The sequence below is a fragment of the Halomicrobium urmianum genome (genome assembly GCF_020217425.1).
GTDB lineage: Archaea > Halobacteriota > Halobacteria > Halobacteriales > Haloarculaceae > Halomicrobium > Halomicrobium urmianum.
The window spans coordinates 336,003-349,763 of record NZ_CP084092.1 but is presented as its reverse complement, the minus strand read 5'-3'; the positions used below and the strand labels follow the sequence as shown (position 1 = coordinate 349,763).

Below are 13,761 nucleotides of genomic sequence, written 5' to 3'. Positions count from 1 at the left end.
AGTCGCCGCGCTGACTGACTGCCAGGAGATAATCGACGTACTCCGAGCGTCGCGCATTGAAATACGAATTCAGGTAAAGATACGGCTCCGGCAAGAGACCGTCACGTTGCAGGAGGAGACTAATCAACAGTCGCCCGAGCCGTCCGTTTCCATCGAGAAACGGGTGAATCGTCTCGAATTGGTAGTGAATCAGCCCAATACGGAGGAGTGGATGAAGATCCGTCTCTTGATTCGCGTATTCAAGCAAGTCTTCGAGAAGGTCGGGGATCTCGTTTGGCTGGGGCGAAACGTGACTGTCGTCCTGAATGTATGGCGAGCTGACCACTGGAGATACTGTCAGATTTTGTCGAGTTCCGCAGAGATGTGCGAACTAAGCTGAGGATCGGAGCGCGATCGATCAGGTGTCCGTGAGAAGTCAATGAGGTGAAATTTACACTAAGATTGCCTCCGCGGACGGAGGGTTTATGGCCCGTGATCGACACAAGTACAGCATTGTGACCAGCAGCTCGCTGAGCGACAGTCTCCAAGAAACACTTGCACTCTTCGATCCGCTCGGCGCTCCACAAACGACGCTCGAGGTAGCAGAGAAGCTCGACATTGGTCGCCGAAGTACGTACGAGCGCCTCGAGAGACTCGTCGACCATGGCGAACTCGAGACCAAGAAAGCAGGTACGAACGGTCGCGTCTGGTGGCGGCCCCGGCCGTCGCCAACAGAGCAGACGGCCACCGCTCACGACTGGCCAGGCCTCGCCGAGCCCCTGGTCAATGACGTCCTCAATGATGCCGCTGTCGGGGTGTTTGTGCTCAACGAGGATTCCGAGGTGGCGTGGATCAACGACACGCTTGAACGGTACTTCGGGTTCGATCGCGAACAGGTCCTTGGGCAAGACAAGCGAAAACTCGTCCGGGATCAGATCGCTCCGCTCGTCGACGACCGAGAGTCGTTCGTCGAGACCGTGCTGGCCACCTACGACAATAACACGTACGCTGAACGATTTGAGTGTCGCGTAACTGCGGGCGAGGGTCGCGACGCGCGCTGGCTCGAGCACCGGAGCAAACCGATCGAATCGGGGCAGTACGCCGGCGGTCGCATCGAACTCTACTACGATATCACGGAACGAAAGCGATCGGAGGACGCCCGCCATGAAACCGAAGAGCAGTTTCAGTCGCTGGTCGACGCTGTCGAGGAGGACGCGATCTTCCGACTCGATGCAGAGGGTCACGTCGTTAGCTGGAACGAGGGTGCAAAGGAGATCAAGGGATACGACGCCGAGGAAATCCTCGGTGAACACGTCTCGATGTTCTACACTGAGGAGGACCGAGCAGCAGGCGTCCCCGAACGTAATCTCGAACGGGCTACCGAAGTGGGATCCATTAAAGACGAAGGCTGGCGTGTTCGAAAGGACGGAACACGATTCTGGGCGGCTGTGACGATTACTGCGGTTCAGGACGAAGACGGAACTCCTCGAGGGTACCTGAAAATCACCCGCGATATGACCGATCGGCACGAGCGCGAACAGGAACTCGAGAACGAACTTCAGCGAGTATTTGATCGGATCTCCGACGGCTTCTACGCGGTCGACGAGGAGTTCCGGTTTACGATCGTCAACGAACGGGCGGAAGAACTCCTCCAGCGCTCGGAAGCGGACCTGCTCGGAGAGACCGTCTGGGATGTGTTTCCCGATGCGCGTGATTCTCAAGGATTCGACGAGTTTTCTCGAGCGCTCGCAACCGGCGTGTCGAGAACGTACGAAGAGAACTTTTCTGGGACGTGGTTCGAGGTGACCGTTTACCCGTCCGCCAGCGGGCTCTCGGTATACTTCCAAGACGTCACCGAACGGAAAGAGCGTGAGCGGGAGTTAGAGCGGTACGAACAGACTATCGAAACGGTCTGGGACGGCGTGGTGACGCTCGACGCCGATGATCGGTTCGTGATGGTCAACGACGCGTTCTGTGAGATGGCCGGCTACGATCGAGAGGAGTTGCTGGGGGACCCCGTCACGCTCGTTCACGACGTGGCGATTAGTGAACGAGCCGAAGAGTTGAACGAAGACATCCTAGCAGGCGAACAGGAATACGCAACGATCGAATTCGACCTCGAGACTGCGGACGGTGAGATAATTCCCGTCGAGGGGCGGTTCGGCCCGTACGAGCTTGAAGACGGATCGATCGGTCGAACGGGCGTCGTCCGTGACATCTCCGAGCGCAAGGAACGCGAGCGGGAACTAGCGAATTACGAGACGATCGTCGAAACGAGCCCGGTCGGCATCACGATTGTCGACAGCGACGGTGAGATGCAGTTCGCCAACGGTCGCGCTGAGGAGATATTCGGGCGAAGCATAACTCAGATCAACAACCTCAGCTTCGAGGATCCCGCATGGGACGAGGTCGCCGAAAATGGCGAACCGATCTCGCGTGACGAGTTGCCCTTCCCACGCATCATGGAATCCGAAGAACCGCTGTTCGATCAGATTAGCGGCGTGTTACGTCCAGACGGGGAGCGCGTCTGGATCTCTGTTAACGGGGCGCCGGTCTACGACGACCGCGGGGAGATCACCAGTGTCGTATTCGCCATCGAAGACATCACCGAGCAGAAGGAGCGCGATCAGGCACTCAGGGAGAGCGAGGCACGGTATCGGTCGCTGACGAATGACGTCCTCGACACGTCAGACGTGGGAACGTTCATCCTGAATTCCGACTTCGAGGTCGTCTGGATCAACGAGGCGATCGAGGAGTTCTTCGGGCTCGATCGCGAGGCGACCGTCGGTCAGAACAAACGAGCGCTCATCGAGGCGGAGATCGCGGATATCTTCGAGGAGCCCGAACGGTTCGCAAACCGCGTGACCGCCACCTACGAGGACAACACCTACACCGAGGAGTTCGAGAGCCACGTCCTCGGGGAGGGAAGCCTCGAGGAACGCTGGGTAAACCACTGGAGTCAGCCCATCGAGTCTGGACTCTACGCTGGCGGCCGCATCGAGCATTACACCGACATCACCGAGCGCAAGGAACGCGAACGGGCGCTCGAGGAGTCCGAGCGGCGCTACCGAACGCTCGTCGAGAACTTCCCAAACGGTGCAGTTGGTCTCTTCGACGATGACCTGCGGTATACGGTCATCGGTGGGGAGCTGTTGGACGCGACCGGTGTCTCTCCGGAGGATCGGATCGGAAACAGCGTCTACGACATCTATCCAGACGATATCGTTGAGGAGATCGAGCCGTACTTCGAGGCCGCGCTGGAAGGCGAGGCGAACTCGTTTGAGGTCGAGTTTCGCGATCGAGACTTGTTCGCTTACACCTTGCCCATCAGAAACGACGATGGAGGAGTGTTTGCGGGGATGCTCGTCATTCAGGACGTTACCGAACGACGGGAGTACCAGCGCAAACTCGAGGAGTCGAACGAGCGGTTAGAGCAGTTCGCTTACGCCGTCTCCCACGACCTCCAGGAGCCACTGCGAATGGTCACGAGCTACATCAAGCTGATCGAGAGCCGGTACGGTGATAAGCTCGACGAGGACGGTGAAGAGTTCCTCGAATTCGCCGTCGACGGCGCCGAGCGGATGCGGGAGATGATCGAGGGGCTCCTCGAGTACTCGCGTATCGAAACGCGTGGCGATCCGTTCGAACCGGTCGACCTCGACGACATCCTTGACAACGTTCGCGAAGATCTCCAGATGCGGATCGACGAGAGTAACGCCGAAATCACGACCGACGATCTCCCGCGGGTAGATGGCGACGAGAGCCAGTTACGGCAAGTCTTCCAGAACCTGCTGAGCAATGCGATCGAGTACAACGAGGACGAGCCGCCCCAGATCGACGTTTCTGCCACACGTGATGACCAACGATGGATCATTTCGGTGCAGGATAACGGTATTGGGATCGATCCTGGTGAACAGGACCGTATCTTCGAGGTGTTCCAACGACTGCATACCAACGAGGAACACTCGGGGACGGGCATCGGCCTCGCGCTGTCCCGGCGGGTCGTCGAGCGTCACGGTGGCGAGATCTGGGTCGACTCCGAACCCGACGAGGGATCGACCTTCTCGTTTACCCTTCCGGCTGTCGATACCTGAACGGCCTGTGCTGACGTCGTCATCCGCGCTAATTTGTGGTCAGAGAGTGCTACACTCGCGCGCTAAACTGATCAGTTAGACGGATTCTTGACCGTGTCGTGGCCAGCACTTGGTAATGGCTGCAACCTGTGAGTCACAACGCACTGTCTTTCGACGAATCGCCCAACGGCCGTACATTGAGTGGCCAGCCTATGCCTCAACGCCGTGATACGATCGAACCTCACTCGCCGGGTTAGAATCAGCCATTCGAGTTGTCTAGGAGACCTGGTTTAGTCATCAAGAACACGATTCACTCACGCAGTTCGTCTGTGCACTCCCAATGGCCTACTTCAGATTCGAGGCCCACGACTGCTACGGCAGTTCGACACACTACAGGATGGACATCCTCTTTCGTCTGCTCTATTGAATCCACAGACGGCGTAGGGATCACTCCTTGATTGCTTGTTCGAGATTATAGACTGCGGCGGTGAGCACGAGTTCACGAAACTCTCTGTACCAGACGCCCGGCCTGACAGCGGAGCCGTATCGACGCTTGATGGCCGAGAATGCACTCTCGGCCATCCAACGCTGCCCGTAGAGGTCGCTGTCCAACCGTGCGTTGTGTGCGTGGTCGTAGTGGGCGAACAACCGGTGTTTGATCACTGGCCGGACGCCATCTGAACGGAGTGCGTCCCGCAGCGACTGATCGTCGTAGCCTTTGTCACCGGCGAGACTCTCGATTTTCTCAGTGTTGCGTAGCGCTACCTGACGGCCCACCTGGGTATCGTGGGGCCAGTGTGCCGAGCAGTGGACGTCGAGGACGGCACACGATTCTGTATCGACCAGCGCCGTCGTTTTCAGCGTCTGTATGTCGCGATCCGACCGTGCAACGTAGTGGCTGGATGCCGCCTGGCGGTCGATAAACGTGGCATCCAGCGCGCCGTGATCGCCTGGATCGCAGCGGGTTGCCGACCGGTCGAGCAGTTGGCGCCAAATGCGTGTCGGCACCCGCTCGAATGACCGCCACAGCGTCGAGGGTGCCGGGAACTCGAAGCGGGCCAACTGCAAGACTGCGCGCACCCGATCCATCTCACTGGCCCAATCGACGATTTCCGCGTAGCTCGCGCTCATATGAACCCGCAGAAAATGCAGCGTGAGATGCTTCCAGCCAGCAAATCCGTTGCCAGCCGGGTCGCTCACCACCGCCGTGGGGCTGGCAGCACAGCGCTTTTGAGCTAGCGACGCCGCTTGCTTAACGAAGCGGAAGAGGAGTTTAGGCACATTTCCTCTCTCCGCTTCGCTTCGACCTTCACAGCGACGCTATCCACTCGCCGTCTCCGGATTCAATAGAGCAGTCCAGACAGAAGCGCTCGCTAACCGTCGCGACGACCCCGTCGAATACGTCGGCTTTCGCGTCGACGGCCAAGCCGTCGTTCTGAATCTCTCCGAACACCAGCGTCTCACTCCTGATCGGAGTCTCGATCTGGTCAACTACAGCCCAGTGAGTCAACCGAAGCTACTTACGTGATACACTCGTATCACAGCATATGAGCACCGACAGTGACGCCGGCGGTGAAGGCGAAATGGAGAAAATCAATGTCAGAGTGCCGCAGTCGCTTCTGACACAGATCGACGAGGTCTGGGAGGAACGGGGATACGCGAACAAGTCCGAATTTATTCGCGACGCACTCCGGGATGCCGTTAACCCCCCGACGCAGCTGTCTGAGGAAGCGCTCGAGCATCTGGCTGAGAGCCGCAAGCAGCGAGAGCAGAGCGAGACGGTATCACAGGACGACGTGAAGGACCGCCTGGGAATCGATGACTGAGGTCGAGTGGACACCGAAAGCACTCGACTTACTGGAGGGACTCGACACCGAAGCCCAAGAGCGACTGGTCAAGAAACTCGACGAGGCGAAAGACTGGACATCCCATCGCCTCGAAAAACTCAGCGGTTATCCATACTACAAGCTCCGCGCTGGCGACTACCGTGCGATCATCACGTGGGATCGAGACGAGGATGTCCTCATAGTCGAAGCAGTCGGCCATCGGCGGAATATCTACGACAGGCACCTCCCTCCTTAATCCCGCTATCTTCTAACCCGACCGGATGGGTGGGCTGCCGGTCTAAAATTCAAATACGATGCTGAGTCGGTAGTGTTTATTGCCCCCGAGAGGGGTGCGGGGGGACCTCACCCCGCTACCGAGCCATGACCGATTCAGAATATCCGTGGCGAGATGAATCGCTACTCTACGACCTCTACTGGGAACAGGAGCTGAGTACAGTCGAGATCGCAGACAGGCTGGGATGTACACAAAAGACGATCTGGAGGTGGATGGAGAAATTCGACATCCCCCGTCGAGATAAACACGAGGCGGCACCCAATCGCCGGCGTCACCCCGCCGTGTTCACCGACCGTGGTTACGTCATTTGTGCCTCGAACTACCGCGGAACGACAGATTCCGTCGGGATTCACCGGCTTGTGATGATCGCAGAACACGGGTTCGACGCGGTCGCAGGCAAACAAGTTCATCATAAAAACGGCGTCGGGTGGGACAACAGGCCGGAAAACCTCGAACTCCTCAGTCGCGCCGAACACGCTGACCGGCACGACTTCGGTACCGAAATTCGGCCATCGGACGACGAATGGGACAGATCGGGGCGGGAGCGTGACGAGCGGGGACGATTCAAATGACGACTACGTATATCGGCCGACGGCGACAGGGAGAGTTAGTCGTCATTCGGCTCCCCGAGGGCACAGAACTCACACCCGAGCGGAGTCTCGGTCTCGTCACCCACAGTCCGAGGGGGTTCGAAGTCGGGTACCGAGGCAGCGGGCCCGCACAGCTCGCCTGCGGGCTCCTCCTCGATTACTACGACGACGCCCAGGTCGCCCGAGAACACTACATCGCATTCCGGAATCGCGTGATCAGCCAGCTCAGGTGCGACGGTCCTGCAGCAAGCTGGCACCTCACCGGCGAAGAGATCGACGCCGCGATGGCGACGATCACCGAAGACGTCGTCGCCCTTCCCGACGGCGGCGGGCCGTCACCGACGCTCCCCGAGAACTGGCGAACGGTCACCCGCCCGGACCGGCGAGTCTTCCAGCGGGCTGATCGTGACCACTACATCGTGCTCGGGGAAGGAACCGATGGCTGGCTGGCCGTCCTCTGCAGTCAGGGAGATCGCGCCTACCCAGCACCCCTGGCGAGCCGGACGGTATCGGATGATGCCGATGTCGAGCAGGCCATCCGTGCCCTCGTCGACGAGAGCAACGACCTAATCGAGCCATCGGAGGGGGAGTGCTGAGGGAGACACTTCGGCTGTCGCGAGCCACCCACCAGCTCCTCGAGCGCGGTGTCGAGGCACTCGAGAAAATCGGTCGCGAACTGGAGCGGTACAACGACCGGCAGGAGCCCAAGCACCAAGCGACCGACGAGTAAGCTAACGGCGGCTATTCCGTGAGGAAGTCGGGATCCGAGTTGCGCATCTCAATCGAGACTGGATTCGACGTTTCCTCAATATCTGTCCCGATGTCCCAAGTGTCCTCACCTAACGGGCCAATACGTGGAGTCGAGTCAAACTCCCCAGGCAGCCCTCGATACGTACCACCAGCCAGCAGGTGATCCAGCGTAGCCACCAAATCGTACCACTGTGGTTCGGTAAACTGCGCCGTCACGCCGGCTTTCTCACCCGTACCTAAGTCCACCTCGAAGATTTCGTCGCCTTCGCCCTCGTCGACAAGACTCCGGATCTCTAATTCTAAGAGATCCTCCTCTCCGAAACGGCCCTGTAGCCGAAGATGTTCACTGTCACCCCGAATCGGGAATGTTTCCAAATCGATTACTTTGCCCTGTCCACGTATCGTCGCCCCATTGAGGTCCGAAATGTTCAGCAGAACCGAGAGCAGCTGCTGGATGGACTTACCAGTGAACCAGAGATAGCCCCCCACCCACGAGCCACCGCCAAAGTTCAACTTCAGCCCTGGTTCGTCAGTGTCCTCGAACCACTCCAATGCCAAGCGAGTGTAGCCGCCCATCATCTCATCTTGGTCGACATCAGAGTCGAGGAGGTACGGGCCAGCTTTCACTCCACGGAGGAGGTAGTACCGCACTCGCTCCTTTGTGAACTCATCTTCTGTTCGTTCGGCGCCCGTCCAGTCGTCGACGTCAATCCAGCTCCCTGCGGGCGCGTCCAAGTCGGCTGCCTCAATAATGGGTTTCGCGTAGGCGACTGGATCGGGATGCTTGACTCGTTCGGCTTCTTCCTCGGTGAGGTATAGGTTTGATACTGGTTCAAGCCACGGGAGCTCAAGATCGCCATACCCGACCTTCCGTTCATGATGATTCTCTAGATAGCCATCGTACTTCGGCGTCAGATGCGTTGCTTCGCGAACGATGTTGACGTCGCCGGTGTCGTCTACAGTGATTACGCCAACTGTGTCAAGCTCGTGCTGTTCAAGGAATGTGGCTGCGCGCTCGCTAAGCGTTGTTGGAACAGCAAGATAGAGTTTTGAAAGAGTTTCAGTTGCTAAGAACTGTTCTAATTGGTCGGTTTTTCGTGAACCCGGGAAAGAGCTCTCACCCTTTGCCTCGATACCGATGACCGTATTCGATTCGGGGGTTTCGACTGCTGCAGTCGGATCAATATCCCCTTCGAAGGCCAGAATGTCGATTGGGCGGGAGGGGGTGTCCGAATCCAAGTCGTTCGGGATATGGGCTTCCGGGATGCCGCCAAAATGAGTCCAGGTATGATGTCGCACCCACGGTTCCTCTCTCGGCAAAATCTGACCAGTGGTATCATCGCCAGCACAGACTGGCTCGGCATCCCGGACGATCGAGGGCGTCGGACCGTCACCGGGAGTAAGCAGGCTCGAAAAGTCGGACTTAGATCCGTCCTTTTCGATCGGGACGTGAATCACACCCAACTCCTCCGGTAGTCGTGTCCGTCGTAGCTCTTGAGCGGCCTCGGCAAGAGAAATCGGCTCGTTATCATCCGGAGAACGATCTAACAGCTGCCGAATTAGGTCCTCGACGGTACGATGCTCCAGCGAGTAGGCAAGAAAGTCTACAGAGATCGCGTCCCGAATGTGAGTGATGACCTCCGACGGTGTGTACCAGCCCTCATCCACGCCAGCAGCTAACCGATAGCTTATCGCGCGGATACTCATCTGGTCGACGGGATCCGATTCCGGATTGCTCCCAAGTTTGTCGGCGTCGGGAGAAGCAAAGTACAGCTGGTCGAGAACTCCGCTGTCGAGATACCGGTGGGTTTGGGCATAAACGTCTCTATCGAGCCCGAATTCAGACGTTCGCTTCAGCTCGACCCCTAAAACCTCTCCCGAAGGTGATTCCGCGAGCAGGTCGATGCGACCGGTCCCGATATTGACCTCACCATCGACTGTGAATTCATTTGACTCCTCCAGCCAGTGCCAAACTCGCTGCTTGGCCAATGCCTCAAGGAATGACGCCACAATAGTTGACTGGAGTTTGTCATAGTGAGTAAGCGTTCCGGTTCTATTGAACCCAGTTGCTGTATCCACCTCGGCAGGGGACAGTGCAATAGATAACGAGACAACCACCGATTCTCGTTTGTGTTGTTGTTGCGCCCGGCAGAGGGGCGCAGGGCGCGAGACGATGCAGGCGGCCGTCGATGAGCGTTCCTGCGTCGAGGTGACTACGATGAAAGACCCAGAGTCGAGAACCATCTTCGCTGGCGTCGATGGACGTACCGACACCGAACTGCCCGAGTGGTACCGACAGCGTCACGGGAGCGACGACTCCGTGAGTTTCGCCGAGGCGATCCGTGACCTCCCGCAGGCCGTCGAAACGACCGTGGCGTACCAGAATCCCTTCACCGACGAGTGGGTCGAGACGGACCGGTTCAACGCGCTCGTCGAGCCGAGTCGCGCTCGGAAGCAGGCCCGAGATGGGGACGTAGAGGCGGACCCGTTGTTCCATGTGCCCACCGACTCGTACGCGATCATCAACCCGGTCGACGTCTACGGGCCGCTAGAGGAGGTCCTCCGGGAGGAGACCATCGACGGGACGCCGCTGGGTGACGTAATGTTCGGCGAGATCCGGCGCTACCGGGGCGGCGGCGAGGTCCATATGGACATAATGTTCGACGGCCTCGAGGTGCGCCTCCCCGGCCGATCGGACCCGATCACGATGGGTGTTACGTCGGGCTACGACTTCTTCGGCGAGCACGCCGTCTACGTGGAGGGATTCGCCCAGGATGGGTACTGTTCGAATACGATGCGGTCGCTCACCGACAAGGAGGTCATCAAGCACGTCGGCGACGTGCGGAACTTCCGAACCTGGTGGGAGGAGATCCTCGCACAAGTCGAACTCGTCGCCGACGACCTCTTCGAGTTCATCCGTGACGCCCAGGACATCGACCTCGACTTCTCGGAGCTCCCGTTCACCGTCACGGAGTTCTACAGCCTGCTCGGCTTCCCGGACTACCTAGCCGAGCGTGCCGCGAGTGATGCGGAGGCCAACGCGACCTCTCCCGTCGAGATCGATATGTGGACGCTGCATTCCGGGGCGACGTACGCGCTCACTCACTTCTTCCAGGGCAAGGAGGGTGCGTCGCTGGATGGCTACGTCCGCACGGCCAACGACATCCTGTTCAACCCGGAGGGTACCATCGAGCGTGTCGAACGAGCCTACGAGGAGGAGCTGGAGGCGGACGGCGATGATGGGTCACAGGCGTCGCTCGCCGGTGAGCGGGCACTCGCGAGCATCGAGCGCGTCAACGACGATCTACAGGAGAAGGTCGACCAGTTTGAGGAGCGTGAGGACGCGCTTCGTGAGCGGTTCCAGGACGTGATGGCCTGACGCCGCGACGGTGACGTAGTCGTCTGTTCTGTCTTTCTCGCCCTTCAGGGGTGGAGGGCGATAGAGATGAAGAATTCCGCGGACAGCAGCGGCAATAACGATGAATTCCCACCCGAGAAGCGCCTCGAAGCACCGAACTACCGACTGATCAAGGCTGGGATCGCGACGATCCCCGATATGGAGACACTCCGTGAGTGTGTTGCCTACGAGAACGCCCACCAGAATCGGACGCAGATTCTGCGTCGGCTCCAGTGGAAGGCTGAAGAGTTGCGTGAGGATGAGGAGTAGCGATCAGTCTTAACCAACAATCGGAGTCAGCCAACACCTCGTGTTGGTTAACGGTGAGAGTATCCCGTTTTTCGGGCCCCTGAATGGGTGCGGGGCGACCAGCAGCCGCCTCGCGAGTTCAGTCATGTCCCTCGATTTGAGTCCAGACTCCAGCACGGCTAGCGACATCGCTGCCGCCAGACAAGCAGACCGGATAGCGTTCCTGCATCGAGCCCCATTCGTCGCTGATGCGTTGGCCCTCGGATTTCTCCCTGGGTTTCGAGAAGACTGTGGGTATCAAGCAGACCAGTACCTGAACCTCGAGATTCCTGTGGGGATGCTCGATAACGACTTCCGCAATCCCGACCTGGAACGATTCGTCGATCGCTTCTTCGAGCACGAGCCACAGGTCGGTGTCATCGGCGACATCTACGAACCAGATGCCGTCGACGCCCACGTCGCTGCCGCTCGCGAGATCCAAGCGAGCTACCCCGAGGCCGAGCTCATCGTCGTTCCGAAGTCGCGGGCGGTGATCGACGCGATCCCCGAGACCCTCGTCCTCGGGTATTCACGGGGATACGCCGACCGGCTGGCCCACGAGTTTTCCGATCCAGCTGATTGGAGAGGGTGGCGCGTCCATATCCTCGGTGGGAGTCCGCCCAAGCAGCTCGACGCCATTCGACAGCTGACTAGACCAACACTCACGGACGAGCCACCAGCGGACATCGTCGGCGTCGACTGGAACGGGCTACATCGTGGCGCACAGTTCGGCGAGTTCTGGACGGCCGACGGCTGGGACGACAGCGGTCGCGACGCCGACCATGTCACCGTCCGAAAGACGGTGCGTCACAGCCTCGTCCGCGTCCGCGAGTTCTGGCAGCAACACGGAGTCTGGCCTGAATCGACACCGGAAGACGAGGGGCTGACCGTCGAGTACGAGGGTCCGAGTCCTGCCGATCTCGAGGACGCCGCCTGTACCGAGTGCGGGACGAATGTCTGGCAAACTCGCCGCGGCCCGTACGTCGCCGAATACGATACCGGCGCAATCTGTGGATACTGCAGTTACGAGTGCTACTTCAGCCACCGTCATCGGAACAACCTGGAGGAGATCGCCGGCGAGCAGAGCGTCTACCTCCCGTCGGCGTGATTTCGCGACCTGTTTTTCGTGCCCCAGAGAGGGCGAGGGCTCCTTCGAAAGCTCTCAGAGGTGATTTCCAGTGAGTCAACAACAGAGTCCCGACAACGTCTCGATCGACGATATCCCGGTCGATATCGACAACACGCAATCAGCGGAGGTCGATACCGCCGACGTCCCCGACGAAATCGAGTCCATCACCCGTGGGCTCACCGGTGAGCAGCCGCCGACGAATCCGCTGGTCGTGCTGAAAGCGGCCCGATGGTGGTACATTCACGGCAAGGGCGGCACGGATCCCGCCTTCCAGTGGGCCATCGAGTGGGCACGTCACCTTGCGACCGACACGCCTAGCGACGTCGACCGGTTCGACGAGTTCCTCGAGTACCTCGTCACGGTCGGCTTTGCGGACGAACGCCACGAGCTCCGCTGACCGACAGAGCGGTTTTTTGAACGCCCCTGAGGGGTGCGGCGCGGTCTGAACAGACGCAGTCGCCGTGAATTCGATTCGGTGAACACAATGGCTACGACTAGTGACTCGTCGGTCTCCTTCGACCAGACCGACACGCGATCAGACGAGATGAACAGCACTATCGAACAGTGGATCGACGACCTCGTCGCCGGCGTCGACGACGCGCAGGCCAGCGAAGAGTTCCAAGAGTGGCTCGATGTCCAGAGTCGTTTCCACGACTACTCCTACCGGAACACGCTCCTGATCAAGCGGCAGTGTCCCGAGGCGACTCGGGTGGCGGGCTACCGGACGTGGCAGGAAGAGTTCGACCGCCACGTCACGGAGGGGGAGTCGGCCATCTGGATCTGGGCGCCGATCATCACCACGCAGTGCCCGGAGTGCGAGAACTCGCCGAGCTACCACGAGGACAGTGACTGTGAGTACGACGAGACGCCGCCCGAGAAGTGGTCGGAGGGCCTCGTCGGGTTCAAGCCTGCGCCGGTGTTCGACGTCTCCCAGACCGAAGGTGAGCCGCTTCCCGACCTGGACACGGAAGCGACCGGGGACCCCGACGACCTCGTCGAACAGTTGACTGCCGCCGCTGATGAACTCGGTGTGACGGTGCGAATCATTCCAGCCGAGGAGTGGACCCACGGCGAGGCGAAGGGCATCTGCGAGCAGCTGAGTCTCGTCGATATGCAACCGCGGGTTGAGGCGCGTGATCGGGAGAATGAGGCCGACCTTGCGCGGACACTAATTCACGAGTACGCACACGCCCTGCTCCACTTCGACGTCGACACCGAGCGGGCGAAACGCGAAGTCGAGGCCGAAGCCGTCGCGTACGTCGTCGGGCGCTACTGCGGGCTCGATACTAGCGGATCGGCGTTCTACCTCGCTGCGTGGGAGTCGGACGATCCCGAGATCGTTCGCGACCGTCTCGACCGGATCAGTTCCACAGTAGAAGAGCTCATCGACGTGCTCGAAGACGGCGCTTGAATCCTTAACCAACGCACGGTTCC

General features: G+C 59.5%; 12 protein-coding genes and 2 pseudogenes. 11 read left to right on the top strand and 3 right to left on the bottom strand.

Going from position 1 to position 13,761, the window contains the following annotated elements; genetic code table 11:
- Window positions 1-169: 169 nt before the first annotated feature.
- A pseudogene (locus LCY71_RS20550) lies at window positions 170-325 on the bottom strand (Fic family protein); the annotation flags it as partial.
- Window positions 326-494: 169 nt separating this feature from the next.
- On the opposite strand from LCY71_RS20550, the gene LCY71_RS20545 reads away from it, so the two are divergent.
- Window positions 495-4,073 (top strand): PAS domain S-box protein, encoded by a 3,579-nt coding sequence (locus tag LCY71_RS20545; RefSeq protein ID WP_225336422.1) that lies wholly within the window; start codon window positions 495-497, stop codon window positions 4,071-4,073.
- 426 nt (window positions 4,074-4,499) lie between these two features.
- Here LCY71_RS20545 and LCY71_RS20535 read toward each other — a convergent pair whose 3' ends face one another.
- Window positions 4,500-5,333, bottom strand: a complete 834-nt coding sequence (locus LCY71_RS20535; RefSeq protein ID WP_225336421.1) for an IS5 family transposase — start codon at window positions 5,331-5,333, stop codon at window positions 4,500-4,502.
- A 106-nt stretch (window positions 5,334-5,439) separates the two neighbouring features.
- Between LCY71_RS20535 and LCY71_RS21860 the strand changes: the two are divergent.
- The 5 genes and pseudogenes from LCY71_RS21860 to LCY71_RS20510 form a co-directional block, all read left to right on the top strand.
- A pseudogene (locus tag LCY71_RS21860) lies at window positions 5,440-5,553 on the top strand (DUF6166 domain-containing protein); the annotation flags it as partial.
- Between the two features lie 46 nt (window positions 5,554-5,599).
- Window positions 5,600-5,878, top strand: a complete 279-nt coding sequence (locus LCY71_RS20525) for a ribbon-helix-helix domain-containing protein (RefSeq protein ID WP_225336419.1) — start codon at window positions 5,600-5,602, stop codon at window positions 5,876-5,878.
- On the top strand, window positions 5,871-6,134 hold the full coding sequence (locus LCY71_RS20520; RefSeq protein WP_225336418.1) for a type II toxin-antitoxin system RelE family toxin: 264 nt from the start codon (window positions 5,871-5,873) through the stop codon (window positions 6,132-6,134). Before LCY71_RS20525 ends, LCY71_RS20520 begins: the two co-directional genes overlap by 8 nt.
- Window positions 6,135-6,259: 125 nt before the next feature.
- Complete coding sequence (locus LCY71_RS20515; protein WP_225336417.1) at window positions 6,260-6,745, top strand: HNH endonuclease signature motif containing protein; 486 nt, start codon at window positions 6,260-6,262, stop codon at window positions 6,743-6,745.
- Complete coding sequence (locus LCY71_RS20510; protein ID WP_225336416.1) at window positions 6,742-7,359, top strand: DUF6166 domain-containing protein; 618 nt, start codon at window positions 6,742-6,744, stop codon at window positions 7,357-7,359. Before LCY71_RS20515 ends, LCY71_RS20510 begins: the two co-directional genes overlap by 4 nt.
- Window positions 7,360-7,504: 145 nt before the next feature.
- Here the strand turns inward: LCY71_RS20510 and LCY71_RS20505 are convergent, their stop codons facing one another.
- Entirely contained in the window at window positions 7,505-9,592 is a 2,088-nt protein-coding gene (locus LCY71_RS20505; RefSeq protein ID WP_225336415.1) for a PDDEXK family nuclease, read from the bottom strand.
- Between the two features lie 139 nt (window positions 9,593-9,731).
- Between LCY71_RS20505 and LCY71_RS20500 the strand changes: the two genes are divergently transcribed.
- The 5 genes from LCY71_RS20500 (at window position 9,732) to LCY71_RS20480 (ending at window position 13,738) form a co-directional block, all read left to right on the top strand.
- Complete coding sequence (locus LCY71_RS20500; protein ID WP_225336414.1) at window positions 9,732-10,892, top strand: hypothetical protein; 1,161 nt, start codon at window positions 9,732-9,734, stop codon at window positions 10,890-10,892.
- A gap of 66 nt (window positions 10,893-10,958) precedes the next feature.
- A complete protein-coding gene (locus LCY71_RS20495; RefSeq protein ID WP_004595552.1) occupies window positions 10,959-11,180 on the top strand; it encodes a DUF8129 domain-containing protein in 222 nt (73 codons plus the stop codon).
- A 124-nt stretch (window positions 11,181-11,304) separates the two neighbouring features.
- The gene (locus LCY71_RS20490; RefSeq protein ID WP_225336636.1) at window positions 11,305-12,306 is read left to right on the top strand and encodes a DUF6610 family protein; all 1,002 of its coding nucleotides are present in this window, start codon (window positions 11,305-11,307) and stop codon (window positions 12,304-12,306) included.
- A 70-nt stretch (window positions 12,307-12,376) separates the two neighbouring features.
- Complete coding sequence (locus LCY71_RS20485) at window positions 12,377-12,724, top strand: DUF8013 domain-containing protein (protein WP_225336413.1); 348 nt, start codon at window positions 12,377-12,379, stop codon at window positions 12,722-12,724.
- An 87-nt stretch (window positions 12,725-12,811) separates the two neighbouring features.
- The gene (locus LCY71_RS20480) at window positions 12,812-13,738 is read left to right on the top strand and encodes an ArdC-like ssDNA-binding domain-containing protein (RefSeq protein ID WP_225336412.1); all 927 of its coding nucleotides are present in this window, start codon (window positions 12,812-12,814) and stop codon (window positions 13,736-13,738) included.
- Window positions 13,739-13,761 lie beyond the last annotated feature (23 nt).